22 protein-coding genes, 1 tRNA gene and 1 pseudogene are annotated in these 26,271 nt (G+C 61.0%); 12 read left to right on the forward strand and 12 right to left on the reverse strand.

Annotated features, from left to right (window positions below; all coding sequences use genetic code 11):
* Positions 1-212 precede the first annotated feature (212 nt).
* The 6 genes from J2Y48_RS02260 (at position 213) to pyrC (ending at position 5,476) form a co-directional block, all read left to right on the forward strand.
* Positions 213-1,238 carry a sugar ABC transporter substrate-binding protein gene (locus J2Y48_RS02260; RefSeq protein ID WP_310412056.1) on the forward strand — a complete coding sequence of 342 codons (1,026 nt, stop codon included), beginning with the start codon at positions 213-215 and terminating at the stop codon, positions 1,236-1,238.
* 181 nt (positions 1,239-1,419) lie between these two features.
* Complete coding sequence (locus J2Y48_RS02265) at positions 1,420-2,505, forward strand: ABC transporter permease (RefSeq protein ID WP_310412058.1); 1,086 nt, start codon at positions 1,420-1,422, stop codon at positions 2,503-2,505.
* The gene (locus tag J2Y48_RS02270; protein WP_310412061.1) at positions 2,505-3,287 is read left to right on the forward strand and encodes an ATP-binding cassette domain-containing protein; all 783 of its coding nucleotides are present in this window, start codon (positions 2,505-2,507) and stop codon (positions 3,285-3,287) included. The genes J2Y48_RS02265 and J2Y48_RS02270 overlap by 1 nt, the downstream gene beginning before the upstream one ends.
* Positions 3,284-3,910 (forward strand): nucleoside triphosphate hydrolase, encoded by a 627-nt coding sequence (locus J2Y48_RS02275; protein ID WP_310412064.1) that lies wholly within the window; start codon positions 3,284-3,286, stop codon positions 3,908-3,910. Before J2Y48_RS02270 ends, J2Y48_RS02275 begins: the two co-directional genes overlap by 4 nt.
* A gap of 92 nt (positions 3,911-4,002) precedes the next feature.
* Complete coding sequence (locus J2Y48_RS02280; RefSeq protein ID WP_310412068.1) at positions 4,003-4,353, forward strand: DUF805 domain-containing protein; 351 nt, start codon at positions 4,003-4,005, stop codon at positions 4,351-4,353.
* An 82-nt stretch (positions 4,354-4,435) separates the two neighbouring features.
* Positions 4,436-5,476: a dihydroorotase gene (gene pyrC / locus J2Y48_RS02285; RefSeq protein WP_310412070.1), complete on the forward strand. Its 1,041-nt coding sequence runs from the start codon at positions 4,436-4,438 to the stop codon at positions 5,474-5,476.
* A gap of 219 nt (positions 5,477-5,695) precedes the next feature.
* Here pyrC and J2Y48_RS02290 read toward each other — a convergent pair whose 3' ends face one another.
* Genes J2Y48_RS02290 through J2Y48_RS02300 form a run of 3 tightly spaced genes read right to left on the reverse strand, consistent with a single transcriptional unit; the run spans position 5,696 to position 8,596 of the window.
* Complete coding sequence (locus tag J2Y48_RS02290; protein ID WP_310412072.1) at positions 5,696-6,691, reverse strand: TRAP transporter substrate-binding protein; 996 nt, start codon at positions 6,689-6,691, stop codon at positions 5,696-5,698.
* 28 nt (positions 6,692-6,719) lie between these two features.
* Positions 6,720-7,982 carry a TRAP transporter large permease gene (locus J2Y48_RS02295; RefSeq protein ID WP_310412075.1) on the reverse strand — a complete coding sequence of 421 codons (1,263 nt, stop codon included), beginning with the start codon at positions 7,980-7,982 and terminating at the stop codon, positions 6,720-6,722.
* Entirely contained in the window at positions 7,982-8,596 is a 615-nt protein-coding gene (locus tag J2Y48_RS02300) for a TRAP transporter small permease (RefSeq protein ID WP_310412078.1), read from the reverse strand. Before J2Y48_RS02300 ends, J2Y48_RS02295 begins: the two co-directional genes overlap by 1 nt.
* Before the next feature lie 304 nt (positions 8,597-8,900).
* On the opposite strand from J2Y48_RS02300, the pseudogene J2Y48_RS02305 reads away from it, so the two are divergent.
* Positions 8,901-9,186: pseudogene (locus J2Y48_RS02305) on the forward strand (hypothetical protein); the annotation flags it as partial.
* Here J2Y48_RS02305 and J2Y48_RS02310 read toward each other — a convergent pair.
* Complete coding sequence (locus J2Y48_RS02310) at positions 9,177-9,626, reverse strand: DoxX family protein (protein WP_310412081.1); 450 nt, start codon at positions 9,624-9,626, stop codon at positions 9,177-9,179. The pseudogene J2Y48_RS02305 and the gene J2Y48_RS02310 overlap by 10 nt on opposite strands.
* Before the next feature lie 180 nt (positions 9,627-9,806).
* Between J2Y48_RS02310 and J2Y48_RS02315 the strand changes: the two genes are divergently transcribed.
* Positions 9,807-10,091: a SelT/SelW/SelH family protein gene (locus tag J2Y48_RS02315; RefSeq protein WP_310412083.1), complete on the forward strand. Its 285-nt coding sequence runs from the start codon at positions 9,807-9,809 to the stop codon at positions 10,089-10,091.
* A gap of 33 nt (positions 10,092-10,124) precedes the next feature.
* On the opposite strand, the gene J2Y48_RS02320 is transcribed toward J2Y48_RS02315, so the two are convergent.
* Entirely contained in the window at positions 10,125-10,601 is a 477-nt protein-coding gene (locus J2Y48_RS02320; RefSeq protein ID WP_310412085.1) for a BA14K family protein, read from the reverse strand.
* Positions 10,602-10,807: 206 nt separating this feature from the next.
* Here J2Y48_RS02320 and J2Y48_RS02325 point away from each other — a divergent pair, with 206 nt between their 5' ends.
* The 4 genes from J2Y48_RS02325 to J2Y48_RS02340 all read left to right on the forward strand — a co-directional run bounded on the left by J2Y48_RS02325 (position 10,808) and on the right by J2Y48_RS02340 (position 14,954).
* A complete protein-coding gene (locus tag J2Y48_RS02325) occupies positions 10,808-12,241 on the forward strand; it encodes a phosphomannomutase (RefSeq protein WP_310412088.1) in 1,434 nt (477 codons plus the stop codon).
* 79 nt (positions 12,242-12,320) lie between these two features.
* Positions 12,321-12,407, forward strand: a tRNA-Leu gene (locus tag J2Y48_RS02330).
* A 110-nt stretch (positions 12,408-12,517) separates the two neighbouring features.
* The gene (locus J2Y48_RS02335; protein WP_310412091.1) at positions 12,518-14,179 is read left to right on the forward strand and encodes a tyrosine-type recombinase/integrase; all 1,662 of its coding nucleotides are present in this window, start codon (positions 12,518-12,520) and stop codon (positions 14,177-14,179) included.
* A gap of 313 nt (positions 14,180-14,492) precedes the next feature.
* Positions 14,493-14,954 (forward strand): DUF4145 domain-containing protein, encoded by a 462-nt coding sequence (locus J2Y48_RS02340; protein WP_310412094.1) that lies wholly within the window; start codon positions 14,493-14,495, stop codon positions 14,952-14,954.
* On the opposite strand, the gene J2Y48_RS02345 is transcribed toward J2Y48_RS02340, so the two are convergent.
* The 7 genes from J2Y48_RS02345 to J2Y48_RS02375 form a co-directional block, all read right to left on the reverse strand.
* Positions 14,911-15,513 (reverse strand): recombinase family protein, encoded by a 603-nt coding sequence (locus J2Y48_RS02345; protein WP_310412097.1) that lies wholly within the window; start codon positions 15,511-15,513, stop codon positions 14,911-14,913. The genes J2Y48_RS02340 and J2Y48_RS02345 overlap by 44 nt on opposite strands.
* Before the next feature lie 308 nt (positions 15,514-15,821).
* The gene (locus tag J2Y48_RS02350; RefSeq protein WP_310412100.1) at positions 15,822-16,610 is read right to left on the reverse strand and encodes a hypothetical protein; all 789 of its coding nucleotides are present in this window, start codon (positions 16,608-16,610) and stop codon (positions 15,822-15,824) included.
* Positions 16,611-17,075: 465 nt separating this feature from the next.
* Entirely contained in the window at positions 17,076-18,356 is a 1,281-nt protein-coding gene (locus J2Y48_RS02355) for a hypothetical protein (protein ID WP_310412103.1), read from the reverse strand.
* A 46-nt stretch (positions 18,357-18,402) separates the two neighbouring features.
* Complete coding sequence (locus tag J2Y48_RS02360; protein ID WP_310412106.1) at positions 18,403-19,026, reverse strand: hypothetical protein; 624 nt, start codon at positions 19,024-19,026, stop codon at positions 18,403-18,405.
* An 80-nt stretch (positions 19,027-19,106) separates the two neighbouring features.
* On the reverse strand, positions 19,107-19,634 hold the full coding sequence (locus tag J2Y48_RS02365; RefSeq protein WP_310412109.1) for a hypothetical protein: 528 nt from the start codon (positions 19,632-19,634) through the stop codon (positions 19,107-19,109).
* Between the two features lie 285 nt (positions 19,635-19,919).
* Positions 19,920-22,295, reverse strand: coding sequence for a D-Ala-D-Ala carboxypeptidase family metallohydrolase (locus J2Y48_RS02370; protein WP_310412111.1), 2,376 nt, complete (start codon positions 22,293-22,295; stop codon positions 19,920-19,922).
* A 27-nt stretch (positions 22,296-22,322) separates the two neighbouring features.
* Positions 22,323-25,853: a hypothetical protein gene (locus J2Y48_RS02375; protein ID WP_310412114.1), complete on the reverse strand. Its 3,531-nt coding sequence runs from the start codon at positions 25,851-25,853 to the stop codon at positions 22,323-22,325.
* Positions 25,854-26,271 lie beyond the last annotated feature (418 nt).

Raw genomic sequence — 26,271 nt, forward strand, 5'->3', positions numbered from 1 at the left:
GGGCAGGCGCGTTGCTCTGCGGGCTATGCCCCGATTTGCCGCAGCATGCCACAACGAATTAATAATTCAATTCGATTTATTTATTGACAGATCCCGGCTTCGGTGCTTCCCTTGAAAGTGGAAGCGCGACCACGGACCTGCGGAGGAGCAGGCGGGCATCGGCATCCTGGATGCCCAGACGGCATCGACCATTTCGTCCTTGGGAGGATTACATGAAGAAGACCATTGTGAGCGCTGCTCTCGGCGCACTCGCGCTCGGCGTCGCATTTGCTTCGCCTGCCGCCGCTGAAGATGTCACCGCCTGCCTGATCACCAAGACCGACACCAATCCCTTCTTCGTCAAAATGAAGGAAGGCGCGACGGCGAAGGCCAAGGAGCTTGGCCTGACGCTGAAGGCCTACGCCGGCAAGATCGACGGTGACCATGACAGCCAGGTGGCCGCGGTCGAATCCTGCATCGCCGACGGCGCCAAGGGCATCCTGATCGCCGCTTCCGACACCAAGGCAATCGTCGATCAGGTCAAGAAGGCGCAGGACGCCGGCCTGCTCGTGATCGCGCTCGACACCCCGCTCGACCCGGCGACTGCCGCCGATGCGACGTTCGCGACCGACAACCTGATGGCTGGCAAGCTGATCGGCCAATGGGCCGCCGCCACCATGGGCGACAAGGCGAAGGACGCCAAGATCGGCTTTCTCGACCTGATCCCGTCGCAGCCGACCGTGGACGTGCTGCGCGACCAAGGCTTCATGATCGGCTTCGGCATCGATCCGAAGGACCCGAACAAGATCGGCGACGAGGACGATCCGCGCATCGTCGGCCACGACGTGACGAACGGCAACGAGGAAGGCGGCCGCAAGGCGATGGAAAACCTCCTCCAGAAGGATCCCGACATCAACGTGATCCACACGATCAACGAGCCGGCCGCAGTCGGCGCCTACCAGGCGCTTAAGGCTGTCGGCAAGGAGAACGACGTGCTGATCGTCTCCGTCGACGGCGGCTGCCCGGGCGTCAAGTCGGTTGCCGAGGGCGTGATCGGCGCCACCTCGCAGCAGTACCCGCTGATGATGGCCGCACTCGGCGTCGAGGCGATCAAGAAATATGCCGAGACCGGCGAGAAGCCGAAGCCGACCGAAGGCAAGGACTTCTTCGACACCGGCGTGGCGCTCGTCACCGACAAGCCGGCCGCCGGCGTCGAATCGATCGACGTCAAGACCGGCACGGACAAGTGCTGGGGCTAGCCCTTTCGCCCAGCACCGCGCGGCGCATGAAACCGAGGGGCGGCCCGCCGCCCTTCGCACACCGACGCTTTGACAAGACAGTAAAAACCGCGCAGCTTTCCAGGAGTGCCGGGCCTGTTGGTCGCAGGCGGGCGGCGCGGAACGCACGCACCCCAATGAAGCGGGGCACGGGAGGAAGGCCATGGGCGAGCCCAACCTAGCCGCACAACCATCCCAGGAATTCGAAAGGGTCCTGGTCCACAGCGCCACCGAGGTCGCATCGTTCGATACGCACGACAAGACGGCGGTCCAGAAAATCCAGCATTTCCTGCATTCGACGCCGGCTGCAATCCCGTTCATCGTGCTCGTGGCGGCGATCATCATCTTCGGCATGGCGATCGGCGGAAAGTTCTTCTCCTCCTACACGCTGACGCTGATCCTGCAGCAGATCGCGATCGTCGGCATCCTCGGCGCCGCCCAGACACTGGTCATCCTAACGGCCGGCATCGATCTCTCGATCGGCGTCATCATGGTATTTTCCGCCGTGATCATGGGTAACTTCGCCGTCACCTACGGCCTGCCCGCGCCCCTCGCCGTCCTGGCCGGATTCGGCGTCGGCGGTCTGTGCGGCTTCCTCAACGGCTTCCTCGTTTCCAAGATCAAGCTGCCGCCCTTCATCGTCACGCTGGGCACCTGGTACGTGATCATGGCCACCAACTTCATCTACTCGGCAAACGCGACCATCCGCGAGGCCGACGTGACGGCGGTGACACCGCTGCTGCATATCTTCGGCGTCAGCTTTAAGGTCGGCTCGGCCGTGTTCACGCTCGGTGTCCTGATCATGGCGCTGCTCGTCTTAGGGCTTTGGTATACCCTGAACCACACCGCCTGGGGACGGCATCTCTACGCGGTCGGCGACGACCCGGATGCTGCTGAACTCTCCGGTATCCGCGTCGATCGCGGGCTTCTCGGGGCCTACACGCTGGCCGGACTGATCGCGGCGCTCGCCGCCTGGGTCTCGATCGGGCGCAATGGCTCGATCTCGCCTTCGGCCGCCGTCACCGACTACAACCTCCAGGCCATCACCGCAGCCGTGATCGGCGGCATCTCGCTGTTCGGGGGGCGCGGCTCGATCCTCGGCACGCTGATCGGCGCCATGATCGTCGGCGTTGTCTCGATGGGCCTCAACATGCTCGGCGCCGACCCGCAATGGAAGGTCTTCCTCACCGGCGTCCTCATCATCACGGCTGTCGCCGTCGACCAGTGGATCAGAAAGGTAGCAGGCTGATGGCAAGCGATCCGATCCTCACCGCACGCGGCCTGACCAAGCGCTATGGCCGCGTCACCGCACTCGACAACGCCGATTTCGACCTCTATCCCGGCGAGATCCTTGCCGTGATCGGCGACAACGGCGCCGGCAAGTCGACGCTGATCAAGGCAATCTCCGGTGCCGTTACCCCGGACGAGGGCGAGATCAGCCTGGACGGCCATCCGGTGCATTTCCGATCGCCGATCGAGGCCCGGCGCGCCGGCATCGAGACCGTCTACCAGAATCTCGCGCTCTCACCGGCGCTCTCGATCGCCGACAACATGTTCCTCGGCCGCGAGATCCGCAAGCCCGGCGTGCTCGGCGGCTGGTTCCGCAAGCTGGACCGCTCCGCGATGGAAAAATTCGCGCGCAACAAGCTTTCCGAGCTCGGCCTGATGACGATCCAGAACATCAACCAGGCCGTCGAGACGCTGTCTGGCGGCCAGCGCCAGGGCGTTGCCGTGGCGCGCGCCGCCGCCTTCGGCTCCAAGGTCATCATCCTTGACGAGCCGACCGCAGCGCTTGGGGTGAAGGAAAGCCGCCGGGTGCTGGAACTGATCCTCGACGTGCGCTCACGCGGGCTGCCGATCGTGCTGATCTCGCACAACATGCCGCATGTGTTCGAGGTGGCGGACCGCATTCACGTCCATCGGCTCGGCCGGCGATTGTGCGTCATCGACCCCAAGCAGCACACCATGTCGGACGCGGTCGCCTTCATGACCGGCGCCAAGGAACCGCCTGTAGAATCGCTTGCCGCATGATCGCGGACGTCGACGATATTGCCGCGGAGGTCGCCCGCCGGGCGAAAGACGCAGGACGTTTCCTCATCGCCATCGCCGGCCCGCCCGGTGCCGGCAAATCGACCATGGCCGACCAGTTGGCCGACGCCCTGAAGGCAAGGGGAGAAAGCGCCGAAGTCCTGCCCATGGACGGCTTCCACATCGACAACGGCCTGTTGATCGAGCGCGGGCTCCTGGCGCGCAAGGGCGTGCCGGAGAGTTTCGACGTCCGCGGCTTTCTCGACATCCTTCGCGCCGTGCGCGCGGCCGACCAGGAGGTTCTGGTCCCGGTCTTCGACCGATCGCGCGAGATCGCCATCGCCTCGGCGCGAGCCGTTTCACCCCGGCATCGTTTCATCGTCGTCGAGGGCAACTACCTCTTGCTGAACCAGGGCAAGTGGACCGACCTGGAAGGCCTGTTCGACTACTCGATCATGCTAGCGCCGCCGATCGAGGTTCTTGAAGAAAGACTCTGGGCGCGCTGGCGCGGCTACAAGCTGAGCGAGGCGGCCGCGCACGCGAAGGTCTACGAAAATGATCTCCCGAACGGGCGCCTGATCCTGGGAAACCGCAGACCGGCTGATCTCACCCTGGAGCAGGGTTGATCCCCCGACATTGCGTCCGAGAGCGAATCGTTGCAACGTCGCCTCGGCACAACCTTGGTGTGCAAGCACTCAATCATGGGGCCAGAGGGATCATGAATTTTCAGGAAGCAGTCTCGACCGTCTTTTCGAAATATGCCGATTTCACCGGGCGCGCGGGCCGTCCGGAATTCTGGTGGTTTGCACTTTTCAATCTCATCGCCTCGGTGGTCCTCGGCGTCATCGACCAGGCGATCTTCGGTCAGGAGATCCTCGGCTTCATCTTCGCGCTGGGCGTGCTCCTGCCGGGCATCGCCGTGGCCGCCCGACGGCTGCACGATATCGATCGCTCCGGCTGGTGGCTGCTGATCGTCCTCATTCCGCTGATCGGCTGGATCGTGCTCCTGTACTGGTACATCAGCGAGGGCACGCCGGGGGCGAACCAGTATGGTGGCCAGCCGGCCTGAGGCGGCAAAAGGTTTGCCACAGGCCCTGTCGGGGTGATAATGCGCGCGGCATCCCATCAAGTTAGCCGCGGAGTTCCAGCGCATGCAAACAATCACCATTCGCCGCCCCGACGACTGGCACCTGCACCTGCGCGACGGCGAGATGCTGAAGGGTGTGATCGGCGATACGAGCCGTCACTTCGGCCGCGCCATCATCATGCCGAATCTCGTGCCGCCGGTGGTCACCACGGCGGACGCGACCGCCTATCGCGAACGGATCATGGCGGCGGTGCCGGTCGGCGACCGCTTCCAGCCGCTGATGACGTTGTACCTGACGGAAGACACGAGCCCCGACGACGTCGAGGTCGGCAAGGCGAGCGGCCTTGTCACAGCGATAAAACTCTATCCTGCCGGCGCGACGACGAATTCGCATGGCGGCGTGCGCGACATCGAAAAGGCGATGCCGGCGCTGGAGCGGATGGCGAAGATCGGCCTGCCGCTCTGTGTCCATGGCGAGGTAACGACACCGTCGGTCGACATCTTCGACCGCGAAGCGGTGTTCATCGAGACCGTGCTCGATCCGCTGCGCCGGCGGCTGCCGGAACTGAAGGTCACGATGGAGCACGTGACGACGAAGGACGGCATCGACTACATCAGGGCGTCGAAGGCCAACCTCGCCGGGTCGATCACGACCCATCACCTGATCATCAACCGTAATGCCATCCTGGTCGGCGGCATCAAGCCGCACTACTACTGCCTGCCTGTCGCCAAGCGCGAGCAGCATCGCCTGGCCTTGCGCGCCGCTGCCGTCTCCGGCGATGCGCGCTTCTTCCTCGGCACCGATTCTGCCCCGCATGTCGATCCGTTGAAGGAATGCGCCTGCGGCTGCGCCGGCATCTACACCTCCATCAATACGATGAGCTGCCTGGCGCACGTGTTCGAGGAAGAGAAGGCGCTCGACCGTCTGGAGGCCTTCGCGTCGCTGAACGGGCCGGCCTGGTACGGCTTGCCCGCCAACGACGAGACGATCCGACTTGTGCGCCGCGAGACGCCCGTCGCCTTCCCGGCGAAGATCGAGACAGGCGCGGGCCCGGTCACCGTCTTCGATCCGATGTTCCCGCTTTTCTGGGATGTGGAGACCTGACACGCAAGCAGGTCAGCGTCCCAACACTCAAAACTGACGGCCGATCCGGGCGTCGACCGACTGGCCATTGGCGCTGCAGACGGCGACGTCCTTGGCCAAGTTAACCTCGCATCGCCGCCTGCACTATCAAATGGGGTCGTTGCAATCTATGCGGAATGCGCACATCCGCCGACACGGCTTCCCAACGGGAAGCCGTGTCGATAGGTGGAGTGGCCTTCGTCAGAGGGTCGCGCCGACTTCGCGCAACTCCTTCAGAGCCGGTGCCTTGGGCAGCCAGATCTTGTCATAGGCCGCGATGATGTCTGCAGTGTTCTGCAGGTCAACGTCCACGATCTTGATACCGGAATCCTTGAAGTTCTGGAGAAGCGTGGCCTCCTTGGCGACGGTTGCGTCGATCTGCTTGTCGAGCTCCTCGCGGGTGAGGCGGGTGATGATTTCACGGTCTGCTTCGGGTACACCCTTCCATACGCGGGCGGATGCCAATGCAACACAAGGCATGAAAATGGCATTCATCCGCAACATGGTCTTGGCGACCTTGTCGTAGCGCTGGTTCCAAGACAGATCGAGGTCGGCTTCAAGACCATCCACCTGACCGTTCGACATGGCGTCGAACACCTGCGGTGTCGGGATGGGCGTCGGGGCTGCACCGAGCAACTGATAGAAGTCGCGATAGGCCGGTGTCGTATTGATGCGCAGCTTCATGCCCTTGATGTCGTCAATGCCAGCGGTTTCCTTGCCGGTGAAGACGACGCGCAGGGTCGTGATGCCATAGCCAAGGCCGATCGTGCCCGTTTGAGCCGGCAGCACATCCAACAGCTTGGTTGCAACAGGATGGCGAACAAGCTTTGCCACCTTTTCCGTGCTCGATACGAGCCATGGCGCGTTGATGGCTGCGATCTGCGGAATGCGTGAGCCAAGCTCGGCCGTCATGATCCAACCCAGATCCAGCGCGCCCGACTGCATCTGCTGCAACATCGCGCCTTCATTTCCGAGCTGGTTCGACGGAAAAACCTGAATCGAGAGACGGCCGTTGGTTTCCTCCGAAAGGCGCTTCCCGACGGCCTCGGCCGCAACGTTCCAGGGATGGCCAGGAGGCGTGGTGATCCCGAGCCGGTAGATCTTGGCGCTCTGCGCACGCAGGATCGAAGGTGCGGAAACAGCCATTGCTGCTCCCAACGAGAGCGTTTTCGTGAAGGTTCGGCGTGTAATGGTCATGATGGTCCCCCTCTATGTGAGTTTGCGGTTACGAAAAGTAGGTTGAGAGCGCCGGGAAGATCGAAAGCAGCACCAGAATGATGCAGCAGATAAAGAAGAACGGCAGCGTCACGATGAACATCTTGCCGGGCTTCGCTCCGGTCACGGCGGCGGCGATGAAGAAGTTGAGACCAACCGGCGGCGACAGGAAGCCCAGGACCAGATTTATGACGGCGACGACGCCAAAATGTACGGGGTCAATGCCATAGACATCCGTTGCGATGGGCAGCAGGATGGGGATCGTCATGATCAGTCCAGGCGCTCCGTCGATCACCGTCCCGATGACGAGCAGGATCACATTGACCAGAAGCATGAACGTGACCGGGTCTTTCGCGATAGTCTGGATCCATTCTGCTACACGCTGAGGGACCATCCCGTACACGAGAACCCACGAGAATACGGCTGCGGCTGCGATCAGGAACAGAATGCCTGCGGATAGAACCCCTGCCTTGATGAACATGTCGGGGAGCTGCTTCAGGCGGAGATCGCCCGTAACGAAACGGCCGACGAGGATCGCTGCGATCACGCCCATCGCTGCAGCTTCCGTCGGGTTGGCAAGCCCGGTCACGATCGACCCTACGATGATCAGCGGAATGATCAACGTTGGCACTGCCTTCAGCGTAATGCTTACACGCTCACGCATCGGCAAACGCTCGCCGCGCGGATAGTTGTAAACGTATCCCATCAGTGCAATCACGATGCAGAAGGCCGCAGAGAGAATGATGCCGGGGATAATGCCCGCGGCCAGCATGGTTCCAACCGGCACCTGCGCGATGACGCTGTAAACCACAAACATGATCGACGGCGGAATGATCGGTCCGAGCATGCCGGCATAAGCGGTCAGTCCTGCGGCGAAGGTCTTGTCATAGCCTTTGCGCTCCATTTCCGGCACGACCATCTGGGACATCAGTGCAACCTGCGCCGCCGCCGAACCGAGAATGGAAGCCACGAACATGTTCGCCAGCAAATTGACGTAGGCGAGCCCGCCCTTGAGGGCGCCGACGAAAGCCATCGCCATATCGATAATGCGTCGTGTAATGCCGCCGCCATTCATGATCTCACCGATGAGAATGAAAAGCGGGATGGCAATCAGGCCATAGCTGTCCAAACCGGTAAACATCTGGGTCGGAAAGGATATGAACAGAACCGTATTGTCGGTTTGCCAGATGTAAGCTGCCGCCGTCAGGCATAGCACGATGGAGATCGGCAGACCGATCAACATGAAGGCAACGAATGCGCCGAAGGTAACCATCAGGCAGCTCCTTCCGCAGTCGTCAGCGAAACCTGCTCGCGCTTGCGAGCAATTCCGAGGTCTTCAAGCAGGTTGGCCGCACAGTGTACGATTAGTGTGACAGCAAAAATCGGCAGGATGAGATTGACGATCCAGGTCGGCCATTCCAGCGTCTGGGTTTTTTCCGTGTAGAGGAAGTTGAACGTTTCTGCCGCATAGCCCTGTGCGTCGAAACCATGGGAAGCAATTCCCGCAGGATCCATCCAAACCCAGCACATTACTAAAAACCCGATAGCGAACGCCAGCGACATTGCGGTGGCGAGAGCCCGCAAGCGCGCAACCCACTTGGGCGGCAAGTGATCGGAAAGAAGGGTAACAGCAAAATCGATACGGAGCCGCGTCATAACCGAGGCACCAATGAAGCCTAGCCAGATCATCGCGAAAATCGAAGCTTCATCGATCCAATAGATCGGCACCTTGGCAAAGCGCGTCACCACGTTCACCAATATCAGGGCCAGGAGCACCGTTATGAATATTCCGGCCAGGAACTTTTCGCTCCGCAGGATCGCCTGGGATAGTCCGGTGATTTTTTCCGCCCAGCCACACCGGCTCGACGGCTCCTCTGCAGACGACATTGCGTGCACTCCTCCCTTTGCATACTTATTGTATTTATAAAGTATGCGAGATTTCTGGTGTCAACTGCTTTCCGGTATGAGGGAAGAAAAACCCACCGTCTGTAGCCGGCGCGCTCGTCAGATTGGCGAATTTGAAACTGAGATAGCGCGCTGTCATCGGCGATGACCTTCCCGACCGCGTAGGCTTCTGTGGTTGCGGGCGCCTGCGAAAGCCGGCGAATATCGCTGCTGCGAACGCCATCACATCGTTGTGAAAATCGCTATCAGGGCAAGGCGGGGAGCACCCAACGGCCAACGCTATTGATGCGACGGCGAGATCTACACCTCGATCAACACCATGAACTGCCGGCGCACGTGTTTGAGGAAGAGAAGGCGCTCGACCGGCTGGAGGCCTTCGTGTCGCTGAACAGGCGGCCTGGTATGGCCTGCCCGCCAACGGGGGGACGATCTGTGCACCGCGAATCACCCCTCGCCTTCCCCGCGAAGATCGAGCGGCCGGGCCCGTCACCGTTTTCGATCCGATGTTCCCGCTCTACGGGATGTGGAGACCTCACCGCGCAGGCACATCACCGCGTCACGATCAGAATTGACGGCCGATCCGGGCGTCGACCGACTGACCGTTGGCGCCGCGGACGGCGAAGTAGAGCATGATCGCCGCCCAGAGAATCGATTTCTCCGCCCCCATCAGTCCTTCGGCCTTGACGACCCAGTGGAAGTAGACGGTCACAGCAAGAACGATCATCGAGGCAAACGCGGCCGGCCGCGTGAATAGACCGATCGCTATCAGAATGCCGCCGAAAAACTCGGTCGCTGCCAACAACGGCGACCAGATCACGCCCGGATAAAAACCGAGGCTCTCCACCATGCCGACCGCTCCGAAGGGGTTGAGGATCTTGCCATAGCCATGGACGGCGAAGAGCGCCCCGGCGAGAATGCGCAGCAGGGTCTCTGCGCTTTCGCCCAGGGAGGAATAGACCGGGCCAAGGAGGGGCAGGATCAATCGGGGCTGCCGAGAGATGGTATCGCTCATGAGGAATCCAATCAGGAATTTTTGCACCGCACACCGTTTCGGGGCAGCGCTCTTCCGGCGCAAGATCGGCCGCGGTAAAGCCTGATGAACTCAGTTGACATGTTCGTGAACCGCGCAGCAACTCACTTAAAGAGCGGCCCGTGTGCCCGACAGCCTGCCCACCAGCAAGGAAAGACAATCATGAATGAGCAGAAGCCCCGCATCTCCATCCTCTACTGCACGCAGTGCAACTGGCTTTTGCGGGCAGGCTGGATGGCACAGGAACTCCTGCAGACTTTCGGCGATAGCCTAGGAGAAGTCGCACTGCTACCGGGCACCGGCGGCAGCTTCGAAATCCGGGTTGACGAGGACCTGATCTGGGAGCGCAAGCGCGACGGTGGGTTCCCGGGGCCGAAAGAACTGAAGCAGCGCGTGCGCGACGTGATCGAGCCGGATCGCGATCTCGGCCACGTCGACCGAAGCTGAAAATGTCGGGTTGCCGAATTGCCGGCCGCTTGCTCAACGATAGGGCGAGGAGCAGACGCGATAAACGCCGCCGCCGGCATGGTACCGGTTCGTTCCAGGGTCGTAAGTGCGGTAACGATTGAGGCACCACGTCACGTGGGAGTCGTAATTGCCGTAGGCGGGCGCGTAGTACGGGCTGTCATAGGTTTGATAATAGGTCCGGTACGGCGGATAGTAGGGTCGGTTGTACGGGCCATTGTAGTAGGGCCGGTAGTACGGCCTGTAGATCGGCCAGTAATACGAACGATAGTAAGGCTGATAGATTGGATTGTAATAGGGTCGATAGAAGGGGCTATAGAGCGGCGTGAAGTTCCAGCAGCTATAGGCATTGCACACGGCACGGGCCGGAACGACGTCGGATCCAACCCCGTGATTCGGAAAAGCCGGCGGCAAAGCGTTGACGGAAAGCGGGAACAGAACAGCCGCAAGACCCATGGCGCCGGCTGGAGCGAGACTGCGAAATCTGGACATTGCGATCCTCTCTGACTTTTCCAAAAAGGCGATTTCCTATTGCATTCCCTCTCTGCGCCTTACTTCGACGCGTTTTCGCACCGTATAATTCCCTAATCTTTCACGTGCTCCGTCCAGCACCGCATTTCTTGGAAGCAGAGGACAAGGCGGAGAAAATCGGGCATGAGATGCGGGTTGCATCAGCATACTACAACTCGGAGCACGGCATGAGTCTGAAATTCGGCACCAGCGGACTGCGCGGTCTTTCACGCGAGCTCGAGGGTCCACCGGCGGCACTCTACGCCACGGCCTTCGCCCGCCATCTTCTAGGTTCCGGCCTGGCCCGGCCGGGAGACGCGGTCCTCGTCGGCCGCGATTTCCGCCCGTCGAGTCCGGGGATCGCCGCGATCGTCATCGCCGCGCTGCGGCAGGCTGGCCTTGCGCCGCGCGATTGCGGCACGGTTCCGACGCCGGCGCTTGCGCTCCTCGGGATCAAGTGCGGCGCCGCGAGCCTGATGATCACCGGCTCGCACATTCCCGCTGACAGGAACGGCATCAAGTTCTACCGACCGGATGGCGAGATCGGCAAGGCGGACGAAACGGCAATCATGGCGATCGCCGAAACGATCGCAGCCAACGGAGAAACCATTCAACCATCGGCCACCACGGCAAGCGATGCGTCCGGTGACGCCGAGGCCTTGTTCCTCGAGCGCTATGCCGGCCTGTTGCCGCCGGGAACGCTGACCGGGCTGCGGATCGGCGTCTACCAGCACAGCACCGTCGCGCGCGACCTTCTTATGACCGTTCTTTCCGGCTGCGGTGCTGAGTGCATCGCGCTCGGGCGCTCGGACACTTTCATTCCGGTCGACACGGAAGCGGTGCCTGTCGAGACTGTCGACCGGATGCGCGGCTGGGCTGCCGAGCATCGGCTCGACGCGATCGTATCGGCGGACGGCGACGGCGACCGTCCGCTCGTCGCTGACGAGACCGGCACGCCGCTGCGCGGCGACCTGATCGGCCTGATCGCGGCGAACTTCCTGGGTGCGGATGTCGTGGTCACGCCCGTCACCTCGAACTCGGGGATCGAGGCGGCCGGCCGTTTCGGCGTGCTGCGGACGCGTGTGGGTTCGCCCTTCGTGATCGCCGCCATGGACGAGGCTGTGGCGAAAGGCGCCAGGGCTGTCGTCGGCTTCGAGGCGAACGGGGGCACGCTGACGGGCACGCCCTGCACGGTCAACGGCAAGGTTCTTGCGCCGCTTCCGACCCGCGACTGCTTCCTGCCTGCGCTTGCCGTCCTCGCGTTTGCCGCCAAGAGTGCACAGCCGCTTTCCGCCGTCGCCTCCTCGTTCCGCCTGCCGTTCGCCGCCGCCGACCGTCTGGAAAACTTTCCAGTCGAGACCAGTGCGGCGCTGATGGCCATGTTGCGCTCGGGTCCTGCGGCTCTTGCAGCCTTCCTGGCTCCAATCGGCGTGCCGGCACGCACGAGCGACATCGACGGGCTGCGGGTGACGCTCGCGGACGAGCGAATCATCCACTTCCGCCCTTCCGGCAACGCCCCGGAAATGCGCTGCTACGTCGAGGCGGCAACAGAAGAAGCCGCGCAGCGCCTTTTGGCGCAGGGACTTAACCTTCTCCAAGCCTGGGCCGGCCGGGCGAAATGACGCAATTGTGGGTGCCGTTACAAAAACTTCAGATAGCCTGTTGACAGCAACAGCGGCGCCCCTTACATCGGCCTCCGTCGCCCAGATGGCGGAATTGGTAGACGCGCCAGCTTCAGGTGCTGGTACTCGCAAGGGTGTGGAGGTTCGAGTCCTCTTCTGGGCACCATTCCATTTTTGATCTTAGCCAGATCAATATGTTAAGCCTTTCCAAGGCATTGCGCATATCGTACTGTGTAACAACGGTGTGTAACAATGCGCTTGAGGCCAGTCCGCCCGATGCCCCGTCAAGGCTCGTCAATTCCCCAATTTGTGAAGCGCATACCGGCAGACATTAAGCCGCAGCTGATCGGAAAAGAACTCGTCATTCCCTTGGGGGAAACTGCCGGGACGGCCTCCTGCCGGATCACTGCCAGTTCGCAGAGCATTCGGTTCTCACTCAGGGCCAGCACGCCATCTGACGCCAAGAAGCGACAAGCGGCGGCGCTCGAATATGTGGAGGAAGTCTTCGCGGCCCTGAGGGAGGAACGTCCCGCTTCTCTCACGAGGTCTCAAGTGGCGGCGCTCGCGGGCGAACTGTATCACTCCTGGGCAAAGGAAGCGGATGATAGCCGGACAATCGCCTTCATAGAGCAAGACGGGCGCATGGTGCGTACCTATCGCGTCGATGATGATGAGCTGTCGTTAGGGCTTGAAGCCGCTGCCCGATATGTCGAGACACATGGCGATTCTGACCTTGAGGCAGACCTTGAGCGACTGGTAGGCTCGCTTGCCGACAAGCTCATTGTCCGCAAGGGCATCATGCGGGTGGACGACAAGACCCGGACGCTCCTCCTCCAGGCATTGCCCCGCTCGCTCAGCGAAGGGATGGAGGCTCAGCGAAAGATCATCAACGGCGATTTCCGTCCCGACGACAATGCGGCTCGCTTCCCTGTCTGGGAGGCTCCAGCAATGGCCAGCCAGCCGACTAACGGTGTGCGCCCTGCGAAGGTCTCGCTCAACGGCTTAGTAGAGTCGTGGTGGATAGAGGCCAAGGCGGCGGGCAAATCCGAAAGCACCCACGAGAGCTATTCCAACACGGTTCGGCTTTTCTCGGCCTTCCTCGGTCATGATGATGCCCTCAGGATCACCCCTGAGGACGTGGTGAGATACAAGGACCACCGCCTGTCCGCTATCAATCCGAAGACGAAGAAGCCCGTCTCCGCGAAAACCGTGAAGGCCAGCGACCTCACCGCCCTAAAGAGCGTCTTCGATTGGGCGGTTACGAACTTGAAGGTGCCATCAAATCCGGCGTCCGGGGTGACCATCAAGCTCGGCAAGAAGATTAAGGTCCGGGAGCGAGATTTCACCCCGGAAGAAGCCACGGCCATTCTGACGGCTGCGAATAGTCTCGCCACTAAGGCGCGGCCGAATCAGACCGACTTGGCCCGACGCTGGGTTCCATGGCTTTGTGCATACTCCGGTTCCCGCGTTGGCGAAATGGTGCAGCTTCGCAAGGAAGACCTTCGAGACGTGGATGGGAACTGGGTCCTCACCATCACTCCAGAAGCCGGAACAGTGAAGGGCAAGGAGCGGCGAGATATACCGCTGCACCCACACCTTGTCGAAATGGGTTTTCCTGGGTTCGTCGGGCAGTCCAAGGCCGGCTACCTGTTCATGACCGTTAAGCCGGGAAAGACGTTCCGAGGCACATGGCAGAGCAAGAAGAACCGCCTAGCGGAGTTCGCGCGGGAGGTGGTGAAGGACCCGAACGTTGCTCCTAACCATGGCTGGCGGCATACCTTCAAGATGAAGGGCTTTGAGGCAGACATTCAGGAGAAAGTGTTGGACGCCATATGCGCTCACGCACCGTCCACTGTTGGCCGACAGTATGGTAGCGTCTCAATGCAGACCAAGGTTGATGCGATGGCGAAATTTCCTCGCTACGTGGAGGGATCATAACCTGCCATCTTGCGGTTCGGCGCAACCTGAGAGATAGAGTCTGGCTCCAGGCACGGATGCGAAATAGGCGAAGAAACTCATGGCAACAATCCAATATAACTGTCCTCATTGTTCGGCGATAAATGTTTCTTCGTCTGTTATGTCTTGGACAGTGCTCCCAAGAGAAGTCGTTGCCGTGCGCCATACATTCCCCACAGCCATTGTTCATTCGGTTTGTGGAATTTGCTGGGCCCCGGTTTCTGGGGTTATGTTCAATCCGAAGCACCCGACCGCAGATCATCACTCAGGCTTCAAGGATGATATGACCCGAGTGATGGCGACCGACTACAGCGCACTTTCGGGTCCCTTCGTGTTCCATCTAACGCGAACGCCGAGCCTTGATGATCATCCGCCGCATCTGCCCGAAAACGTGGCTAAGGCGTTTAGGTCTGCTGAGAGGAATTTTGCGCAGCCCGATGGGGAGGATGCAGCGGCCACCATGTATAGGCGGTCAATCGATGTGGCCATTAGGGAGAAGCACCCGGAAGTAAAGGGCTTACTGGCAGTCCGTATCGCCAAACTTACTGAGAAGGGCCTCCTCCCACCATCTATGAAAGACTGGGCAGACCATATTAGGTGGATTGGTAACGACGGAGCGCACGAGCCGGAGGGCGTTACAGCGGAGGAAGCGAAGGCCATTCGTGGTTTTGCTGACGCATTCCTCAGGTATTTTATCTCTATTCCGTTCGAGGTCAGCCTCCGGCGTGGTGAGACGCCGGATGGCGCTCTGGCCTAGCCTCTTTCAGCACCCTAAAGACACTTGCCCGACTGACTCCCAACTCTGCAACAATCTGGGCCACTGCCTTCCCTTCCGCCTTCATTCTCAAGACCTCATCCGCCTTGCTCCTGGCCGTGGGAGCCCGCCCCTTGTATTTTCCCTCCGCCTTCGCCTTGGCAATGCCTTCCCGTTGACGCTCCAACATCAACTCCCGCTCAAACTCTGCGATGGACCCCAGAAGGTTCAACATGAGCTTTCCTGTAGGAGTGGCCGTGTCGAGGTTCATGGTGAGGATGCGCAGCTCCACGCCCTTGGCCTCCAGCTTCCCGGTGATGTCCACCAAGTCCGCCACTGAGCGGGCTAGACGATCTAGCTTGGTGACAATCAAGATGTCGCCTTCCCGGACGAACTCCAAGGCCCTCTCCAACTCCGGCCTCCGGTTCGCGACCGAGGAAATCTCCTCCTTGAATATCTTGGTGCAGCCGGCCACCTGCAAATCGCGAAGCTGAGCTTCAAGCCCTGCCTTCTGGTCGGTCGTAGAGGTACGGGCATAGCCTAGAAGCACTGGGGCGGGCATGAGGCGTCTCCAAAGTCTCACATGAGATAAAGACTTTATGCGACTGGTGGTCTCAAATGTCAATAGCCATTTATGTGAGACTCAAATGGCGCACCTTAAAGGAGACTCACACGGGCTTGCCCTAGTGAGACTGGAAGAGGCGGGCAGAACGGCGGCCAGGGTTGGGGCGCGGGGTCATGGCTTGGCTCTCCGGCATGCTCGCCCTTCTTGGAGAACTCGGGGGTGGGGCACGGGGGGAAAGCCTAAGCGCTGGCACGTACATTGGACTCGTCGCGCGAGACACCCAAATTTCTTGATCCGGTAAATAGCTAGCGGCCCATCAGGGGGCCATCTCCCAGAACAGCACCAATTCGGTTTCGCAGCTTTTCGCGCAATTCCTCAGGAGTTGTCCACGTGATGTGATTGAACTGCCTGGTGTCAAAGTGGACGTGATTTATGTGATCGGCGCGGCAACACCAAATGACGGGAATTCCCAGGCCCTGCGCAAAGCCCGCCTCATAGTAGACCCCGCCACGCGGGATAGCGATGGGCGTGCCGTCCGCTTCCACCAAACCACACGTAAAGTCTGCAACAAGGAACCTTGATCTGCGTATCTCGGCAATGATTTCATCGTCAATCTTATTGCTGTGTTCCTTCTGGTCTATGCGCATTGGCTTGTAGCCGGCGTCAGTTATCGCGGGGGCAATTCCTTGGTCGTATGCGTCAGACACCTCGCTTCCAAACCACATCGCAACGAATGCCTGAAGTGAATCTTGCGCCGCACCCTTGAGCGCCTCCAAATGGGAGTAGCCTTCAAAGGTCAGCGAGTAAGTACCTTTGCCCTCCTGCGCCAAGAGATTTTGCCCAATAGCGAACTGAAGCAGAGCATCGACCTCGTCAATCTTGATCGACTCTGTTGCTGCCAAGAGATAGTCGTACTGAGCCCAATTGGGATTCTCCCTTGGATTGTCCCAAACGGAAATCGCGAGGTCTCTATAACTGAAGGTATCGCCTAGTCTTGGGGCAAGTGCAGAGGCGGCTTGAAGCAGCCCATCGCGGCGCTCCGGGAGTGTCTTCGGGCTCGCAATCTTGGCCCGCTCCAAATCTGCCGTCGTCACGAGGGGTACCTCATTGCCGCCTCTACGCTGGTCCATGAGCCAAGACGTCAAATATGCCTTCTGCCAGTCAGACAGACCCCCGACGACCTGCTTCGCAGAGCCCGTTATCTGGTACTTGCCGCCTGCCCTCGGGCAATCATACTCGTACTTGTCACCGGAATTAACACGCGCACTTGAGTCTGTACGTGCGGACCAAATGGCACATGGAGCGGACATTCAGTTCTCCCTTCAGAATAGGCTTTGGAAGAGCTACCCTGAGTCGGTCTCTTCTCATAGGGACACCCTTCCTCTTCTCCAATACTATCCGGGGTACGGAGTGGTCACTTTAAGCACAGAAGGAAGCAGCAGCACTCCGTGTTTCCTTGAAGCAGCAAGGAGAGGAGAGAGGACCATCCCCCCTCCGACCTCGAAGCAGGGAACCTAGAGCCCCCCAGAAGGTTACCCCCTATAGCGGCCGGTTATTACTCACAGTCGCCATATTGCCTTCTCTTTGACGGGGATCGTGACGCCAAAAGTCCTCACGGCAGCTTGCTCCATGACATGCGCGACACGACCGGCCTGCGAGTTCGGCACCATGACACCATCGTGCATCGGTAGGCCCGCTATGTCTTCGGCCGCAAGTTCCAGCATCACGCGGACCAGAAGCTGACTCTCAGCAAACATCAACTCAATCCCCACGTCAGTCCCGAAGAGATGAGCGATGCGAGGATGGTAGACCGCTGCCGCTTCCCGGAGCCGCTTGGCGTTCCAACCTTCAGGCAGGGCCGCCCGGAGTTCCGGCGCAAGCTGCTTGAGGTCTGTCGAGCGGGAGAGGAGCGATAGCAGCGCCATCTTCGCGCCGTCGCGGTGTTCCTCAAGTCCGGGGATGGCATAGGGGTCTATGTTCGGCGGCACCTGACCGGCCTTGAGGTAAGCCAGCCGTGCAAACATCGCGGCATAGTCGAGGTCTGCCACAGGCTCTCCGCCAATCGCCAGCTTGTGCCGCTCCCGGCTCGGAAGGTTCATCCAAAAGCCACCAAAGAGGCGGCCACCAAGATCGAAGCTCACAGGGTCTTGTGGCGACCGAAGAGTAAAGACACGGCGGAGGGCGATGGGCGCATGGCGTTCCCCGTCGAAGGTGATGGCCGCTCGGTTCAGGTGTGCATTGATGCTCTCCACCTGGGCACGGTATCGGCGGCTCTCGTCGGTATCCTGGTAGGGCATCAAGAGCTTGGGCATGGGGAGACCGTGGCGGGGTCTGAAGCCGGAACGTGCGGTAAGCCATATGGTCTCCGCTCCGGCGTCTCGTCCGATGTCCGACAATTGCACACCGTCCGTCGTGAGCTTGGCGCAAAACTCGGCGGTCGGCTCGATGGTCGTAAGGCGCTGCTTGAAGACGTACGGATGACGGTGGATCGCTCCCACATCCTCCATGGCGCTGAGGGCGTCTGAGAGGAGCCTTTGGGGGAAGTCCTCCCGGCCGTAACGGCTCGGCTTCTTCTTCTCGGTGGCAACGGCAAGGACGGCGTTGGGAGCACTTCCGGGAGCGAGCACGAGACCGGCAAGGTTGGCCATGACGTTGCTAACAAGTTGTCTGCGGCGCTGGGTGGCGTCTTGGCGTTTGCGTCCTGAGATGCTGCGCTCAATGGCGTCCGCAATCGCTCCGCTGAGGCCGGACAGCCGTGGACCACGTGAAATAAGCCATGGGTCATGGAATTGCGTTGCCGGCTCAGTGTGAGCCTGCGGTGGGTACTCTGGGGCTGCCATCTGGGGTCTTTCTACATTGCGGGACCAAATCCGCACTCGGGCGGGATTAAGTCTCGCGCTTGAAGGAATGCGCGAGGTCTCTGACCTCTTGCGCGGCCTCGTAGTCCGCGACGATTCCGGCCGTGTCCTCGATCTTAAACCCAAGCGTACGCATGAAGCGGCCTTCCGCCCGTGGATACTTGGACTTGATGGGGAACCCTGATGGAGTCCGATGGGTGCCGCTGGCGAGGCGGTGCGTGGCCTTGGCGATTTGGACGTGAAGGAACTCGCGGTCACCTCTTGGCCCTAGGTCGGACTGGGCGGCCTTGATGGTGAGGGTTAGGAGGAGCAATTGCCTCCCGCTCTTCCCCGCTGCCCGGAGGTTGGCCAAGACAGCATCAGCGCGACGCTCTGGCGGTAGTCCTCGGAGCGCATAGGCGGAGACCTGAGAACCGGAACTATCAATCATTTCCTGAAGGGCTGCGATGACGCGGGACATCATTGGAATATCTTGCTTTGCCTTGAGCCAGACAGAAGCGGCCTTGCGGTAGGGTGCCAGTTCTGCCTTCGTGAAGGACTTGCACCAATAGGAGCCATGACGGCGGTGGAACTCGACGTGAGACTTGCAGTGCGTTTCGGATAAGCCTTTGCCCTTGGCCCGCTGTGTTGGCCGGCCGCATCCCCACGCCATGCAAGTGCCGCCCCGTGGATTTGGAGGACTGTTCGCCCGACCCCGGATGTTTGTCGGATCATCACGACGGGCAGCACGCATCACGCCACCTCGCGGAAGTCTACGATGTAGTTGGAGCTGAGGATGGCCGGAACGTAGTGCCGGCTTGCAGGATTCCCCAACGCCTCCCGAAGGGCACTCTCAGCAGCAAACCGGGCTCTCTGGCTATCCGGGATGAAGACTGCGGCGGGGAGCTTCACAATCCTTAGCAGCCCCTGCTTCAGCGCCTTAGATACTACAGAAAGCTCCGGCCAGCCGACGAACGCAGTACCGTCACTCTTTAGGCCGTTCCCGCGTTGGAAGTGCTGAATGCGGTCGAGAAGACCCTTGGTGTGAACGGTCAGCGTATCGCCTTGGGCTAGGACGCCACTGGTGATGATCCACGAGACCGCGTATGCGCGGGGCATTTCTTCATCATCGGCATAGCCCCAGCCCTGAAAGGTTCGCAGGGGGAAACCATCCGCCGCGATTGTCATCCCGATGCCCACGGGTCTGCGGTCATCGAGGGCGTCTCGCGGGCCACGGGTGGTGTGCAGATAGACGTCAAAATTCGTCCCTGCTGGAAGCATGGTGAAATCCTTCTGAGATTATTGAGGGGCGCACGGCCGCGCACCGCGCCATATGGGCGGTGCATAGCTGGCGGATGATGATTAGGGGTGGCCGGGCTACTTAAGGATCAGATAGCCAACGAAGACGAAGGCTACCATCATGCACGCAAACCGGAATGTCAGTTGTCGGGTCATCTTCTCAAAGGCTGCCTTAGCCGGCCTCAGGTCTTCCGATAGGGACATTGTGCGCCTCCGCTGGCCGCCTCCGGTTGTCTTGATGATACCAGAGGCAGCCGACTTTGAAAGCTAGAGTTGGCCTTGCAGGTGTTCCGCAATCGACGCTTGGGCCCACTGCGGTACGCTTTCGGCATGATACGAAGGACCCCACGCACGCCTTGCACCATAGTCGAGATGAAGGCTGTTGTCGTAGACACCAATTCCCGTGAAGCCCTGCCTAGAGGCCAGCCGGATCAGGTCAAGGCGTTGATCATGGCTGAGGTGGGAAACATCGATGTCCACTGCGTTGCCGTGCATGTGTTGGCTCTTCTTCGCGCCCCCTGCTTTGCGGTTTCGCTTAGCGTCTCTGAAGCCCGATACGATGGGTAGCTCCTGCCCCCAAGCTTCCTGAAGTGCCCCGATGCCGGCTTTGAGTTCCGGCTTCAGGTTGTCGAGGTCGGGCGCACGGCCCCGCCTGGAGGAGGGAACGAGCGCGGCTAGGCCACGGGGTGCCTCCGGTGCTCGACGCGGGGTAGAAACCGCCCTGTCAATGAGGCCGCCAAGCTCCTCTCCCCAATTCTCCAAGTCAGGCCCGATGTCGCCCTGTTCGTCGGGGACAACCAAGCCGCCGTCTTGGGCCCCCTGGGGCACTTCCGGCTGTCCGTCCTGGTTCATGTTCTTGCGGGCCCTCCGCCAAAGCACCCCATTGTACTCTTCCGGGGTCACATCAAGATCAGCCGCCCTTTCCTCAATGAGCTTCTGGTAGTTCTGTGGCAGCGTGTCCAAGAGCGGCGGCTCATCCCCGCTATAGAACTCCGGGCCTCCATCCGTGCCGTTCCCGGCCTCGGGTAGATTTCTGGTGGTCTCCCTATCGGCCGCCTCCTGGGCCTTGGCGGCCGCCTCGCGGGCCATATCGGCTTCTCCGACGTACTTGCTCGCGTACGTTGGCGGTGCCTCCACGTTGATCCGGCCAAGGATCATCTCGCCTATCTTGTTGGTGAACTCCTCCCGCTCGATCAAGGAGGCGTCGGGGTTCTCATCCTCCCACCGCATAAGGGCAGCCTCGAAGTCCTGTATGGCCTCAAGACCCTCGTCGGTGATGGCGGAATTGCCAAAGGCGTCTAGGATGGGGAGGCCGTCATCGGTCGGCCCGGTGCGCTCGGTGATGGTCTTGGTGAAGCGCCTTGCGGTTTGGCCGGTGAGGATGCCTCCGCCTTCGCGGCGTGCCTTCTGGTATTTCTCAGCGCGGTCTAGGAGTGTGGTGAGGGTTTGCGGACTCCGTATCTGCCCTATGCGTGCGGCATGGAGGATGTCCTCGCGGGTCGCGCCCTCGGCAACTTCACGGTTAAGCTCCAAGATACGCCGGGGATCCTCATAGACGCCTGCCTCCCCCAGAGACTTCCGTATCTCGGCAAGTTCCTTGCGGGCCTTGGGGTTGTACTTCTCAAGTTCCTTGATGAGCGGTTCCGGTATCTCGGCATTGGGATCGCTGGCGAGGAGGCGGGTGGCTCCAACGGTCAACTCCGCTTCTCGCTCCTTGTCCCTCTTCTCCTGGGTACGGTCGCGGTCTACCATCTGTTGCCGGCCGATGGTCTCAAGCTTAATGATCGCGTCGGCCTTCATGTCCCGATAGTCCGGGTAGTCCTTGAGCGCCACGGTGTCACCCTCAAGGGTGCGGTCGAGAAGGTCAAGAATAGCTGGGTCTCGAAGTTCAACCGCTTTGGTGGTGAGGGTGGCGACAAGTTCGCGGTCTAGGTCTTCCTTGCGAATGCCGGCCGCAAGCGACTCCCGGCGTTGCTGCTCGATGTCGGCCCACAGCGCCCCGTAGTCAGTGCCGGTGCCGCTGCCCAAGCCGGCTGAGTTCGCAGCATCCACCGTACGGTTGACAATGGCCGCCCTGGTGGTCACCGCCCCGCCGTAAACGGACTTCGCGGACTCGCTTGAGAACGTCGCATAGGCGTCCGATGTGAGGACCTGAACGTGAGGGTTTAGCCCTCGGAGTACGTCCGGGTCATCACTCTGCACGTTCCGCGCCACGAAGTCGGAAAGGAAGGTCTGGAAGGCGGCCGGGTCATTGGCATTGCGTCCGCCCCATTGAAGATACTCCTGGGTGAACTTGTCGCGAAGTTGGATGCCGGCAAGGTTGCCCTGCGCAGACTTGTAGCTCTGCATGAAGATGGGGGAGGCGTGGGCCGGCACCTTCCCTTGGCGTACTGCTTCGGCCCATCCCATGGAGTTGTTCTTGTTAAAGAGCGCTTCCGCCCTGATCTTGTCGGCCTCGTCGGTTTTCGCGCGGCGCTTCTCCATGAATGCCCCAAGGCCCCTGTCGAACTCCGCCATACCCTCCGCGAGCGCATGAAGAGATGACGGCGCGGGCTCGGCCGGACGGACGTAGTTATTGACGGGTTGGGCAACGCCCTGAATGGCGCTCGGGGCGCTAATCTCCCGGATTGGTTCTCGGGCCATGATGTAGTCCTCAAAATGGAAAGATGGTCAGTAACCAAGGGCATCAAGGAGCTTCTTGGCGTTGTCGGGTTCGCCGCTGCGGTTCGCTTTGATCTGTGCGGCGGTCGTGGCGCTCCGGCGCGTGGTCTCCTTGCGGAGTTCCGGGTAGGTGCGGAGGAGGCTCTTGTAGGCGGCTTGCCGGTACTGCTGCACGATGCCGGCAAGGGTGTTGATCCGGGTGCCCTTCACGTCTGCATCACCATCGGGAAGGATGCTGTAGGTCTCGGACCTAATGGCCTTCGCGAGGGCTGCCTTCAGTGTCGGTCCCCGCTCGGGCTCGGCGGCAAGCTGCTGATAGAGGTCATAGGCGTTCTTGCCGTCCGACAGGGTGAAGTCCCGGAGGTCCACCCCTCCGTGGTTCGGGTTGGGGAGGGAGAAGCCCTTGCCGGTTTCGAGAAGGATGCGGCTGTGCTCTGCCTCCACCTCGTCGGCCTCCTCCGTGGTCATGAGACCAACACGCCGCCAGATGGGCTCCCCAAACGCATCCCGTCGCGGCGGTAGTGTCTCGGAGTATCCGGGAAGGTCCTTCTTGAGCTGGTCCACGAAGGATCGGGCCTCACGCATGTAAGGGTCGGGGTTTGTACCCTTGAGTAGTGAGGACAACGGAATTGCCCCGGCCGCTGTCTGTCCTAGGTACTTCCCAAGATGGCGCTCGGGATCGGAGGCCGCCCGGAGAAGCTGGTTGATGTTGAGGAGGAAACCCCGGTCGCTGAAGTTCTTCGACACTGCAAGGAGGGAGGCCGTCATGGCGTCCCCAAGGTTCCTGTCTTCCGGGTTAACCTTCTGGGCTTCCACAAGGTCCGCGATGATGGACATGGGGAGTCCCACGGGGTCAAACCTGCCAAGGGGGAAGTAATGCTTATTCCCATCCTCGCCCTCCCACACGATGCTGTAAGGCTGCCATCCCGTCGCCCTGAGGGCGGACAGCAAGGCGGGATCGCGCGGGCCTCCCCCGGAAATCCTGCCGTTGGCTGCAAGGTTCGCCGCTATCCCGGTAAAAACCGTGCCTAGCATCATCTGCCCCATCGCCTGGGCCTGGGCCTCCTTTCCGGCTCCACCCATGATCATCTGCCGGTATTCCTTCTGGAGGAGGTTGATGCCCGGCGTGTACTTGTGGGCGTAGCGGAGGACGTTGATGGGCGTCTTGATGAACGGCAGCACGAGGCCAAGCGTCGGGTGTGTCGCACGGGCATTCTGCAAGGTTGCCCCGATGGTGCCGGGGAGGAGGTCTTGCTGGAAGGTTGCTGTCTGGGCTTCTCGGAGGGCGGCCGCATCGGTCGCCTGTCCCGCATCGTCAAAGCTCGCCGCAAGCCGTCGCTCGATGTACTGCTTGAGGTCTGCCCCGGAGAGGCCCTTATCGCCGGCCTCGGTCGCTGCCTTGGCCTGCACTACAGCGCGATAGCGGAGCGTCTTCATGAGTTCATCTACAGCCCCAAGAGCGCGGGTGGGGAAGCCCACGATGGTCCGATAGTTCGCGATCAACATTGCGTTGTGCAGGATGCCGTCCAAAGACTTCATCGGCTTGAAGTTCAACGCCGGGTGTTGCCCAACATGGCCTTGGGAAAATGCCTCGCTGGCGTGGGGGCTGAGAATGCTGTCGCCCTTCAGGAAGGCGTCTCTCAGAGCCTCCCAGCCATCATGCAGGGCCGCAACGGTAGAGCCGTACTCCTTGACGGCTTGTCGGCGCACTGGAGAGCCGGCAGCCCCCAAGAGGAGAGACCCCAATGCCTTCTCGGTCGGCCGTGCTGCGAGCATGTAGGCGTTCGTTGTGAGGTTCACCGCATGGGTCGGCCAAAGCCACAATAGGCTGTTGGTGAGGGAGAAGCGGCCCTCCTCGATAACCCTACGAAGGATGCCGGGTTTGGCGAGCGATGCCAGCTTGGCGGGCTCACCCTTTGACGCATAGACCAGCTCGGCCAGCTTGGCGGCGTCCATGGTCTTCAGCGCTGCGAGGTCTTCCGGCTGAATCTGGAACTCTGAACGCATGCGGCGCATAGTCCGGCCGACATTGGAGCGGATAGACTGGGCGGCTCCCAAGAGGTCGGCGGAGACTGAAAGGCGGTTCCTCAGTTCCTCCGCTGCCCGTGCGGCGTCTCCCTCCCAGTCGGCAAGCATGCCGTTCCTGATCTTCGCGGCAACGTCGTATGTCTCCGCAAGCGCCCTGTTGGCGAGGAGGTAGCTGGCCTCCATGTTTGCCGCTAGTGACTTTGCCCCGTCGCCCGCGCGGATGAGTTCCCCGATGGTCTCACTTGGGTCCTCGTTGAAGAGGGCGGCCCGGTCCTCCACCATCCGGCGCAAATCCGCATCGGCCAAAACGTCACCGCCCTTGATGTCGTCTAGACGCGGCTTCAGGACTGCCGCCGTGTTGTCTATCAAGGCCCTGGCCTCGTCCGGTCCCGCCGCAAGTTTCTGCCAAGGGAGGTTGCCGGTGGAGAACTTGTAGCCGTTCGCAATGGCCTCCTCTCGGCTATCAAAGAAGCGGATGGCATCAAGATCGGCCTTGGCGGCTTGGATGATGGTAGCGGTATCTGCCTCACTTACCTTCGTCCCCAGCGCGGTGCCTTGCGGAATTTCCCACTCCTCAAGGGGGAAGCCGTCCGAAGTCCATGCCTGGGCCGGTGCGGCGTCTCCCTCGCCGCTGGCCGGGGCGGTCATGCTGTTTTCGCCCTCGGCGCTGGCCGGAGGGTCCGCCTTCAGAGATGCGCTATCCGCCCCCGCTGCGGTCGGAGTCTCTGATATGGCGGCTGGGCGTGCCTCGCCACTGGCCTCAGCCCTTTCGAGGGCTTCGATGGTCTCCGCCGCCGCGTCCCGGTCGCCAGACTTTAAGTAGCGCATTGCTCGAAGCGACAGGGCGAAGGCACCAGTGACGGCAAGGTCCATTCCGGCACCTTCAAGGGCATTCTTCAGGCGGCCCTCTGCGGCACTGTCTTCCGGGCCGGCTGCCAGATACTCGCTGATGGGGTTCTGGAGGGCGGGGGAGGATTGGATGAGGTTGGAAAGCCGCTCCTCATGCGGGTCTAGGAAGATTGCCCCGGCTGCCGCGCCTCGGGCTGTCTCATAGGTGGCTCGTCCCGCCGTGCCGGCTGCCTTGAGTTTTTGGACGGCATTGAGCGGAGCCACGAGCTTGCCGACGCCTAGCAGCCCGGTAACGAACTGGGAGATACCCTCAATCACCCCTGCGGCCGGCGTCGTCGCGCGGAAGCCCTCGCTCGTGGTCTCGATGTCCTGGCGGAACTGGGAGCGATCTTCCGGGGCGATGGGGGTGCCGCTGAGTTCGTGCACAAAGTCGCTCGCCTCGAAGCCGGCTTTGGCCGCGCCTGTCAGCACTGCCCCGCCCGTTGCGTTCTCGGTCGCTGCACCTGTGTCTTCCGGTGCTACCTCGGGCATGTCGTAAGTGCCGGTCGCGGAGTTCCATACAAGGCCGGCGTCGGCTGCGAATTGGCCGTTTGGTCCTGTTTGGCGTAACTCTCGGTCGGTCTCCTCGATGGCTTGGAGGAAAAGCGGGTCAAAGTCGGGCATGTGTTCTCCTTGGTGATGGACGTGCGGGATGGGCGAGCCGGAGGGTGCGTGGCGCTCGCTCGGTGGTATTCTAAGGTGTGGGAAGAAGTGGCCGCCTCATCGTAGCGGCCGGTTTTCGGGTGTGACCTAGTTTCGACCCTGCCGGGTCATCATCAGTAGGGGAGCGGCACCCCTAGACTAAATCGTCTTGTCCGCCTTGATGGTTTCTCATGGAGGGTTCGCCTCCAGCCACATCGAGACTTACTCAAGGTTCTTCACCCTGTGACCCTTGACCTCTTATGCTTGGGGAGGTCGGGAAGTCCTGCGAGAGCACAAGTATTCCATCTCCCGGAGGGCTCCCCCTCGGAGTTAAACCATTGTCGTCTCTCAGTATTCTTATTAAGAAATAGCAGACGCAAATTCAAAATTCAATAATGAA

It is taken from the genome of Mycoplana sp. BE70, from assembly GCF_031455855.1.
GTDB lineage: Bacteria > Pseudomonadota > Alphaproteobacteria > Rhizobiales > Rhizobiaceae > Mycoplana.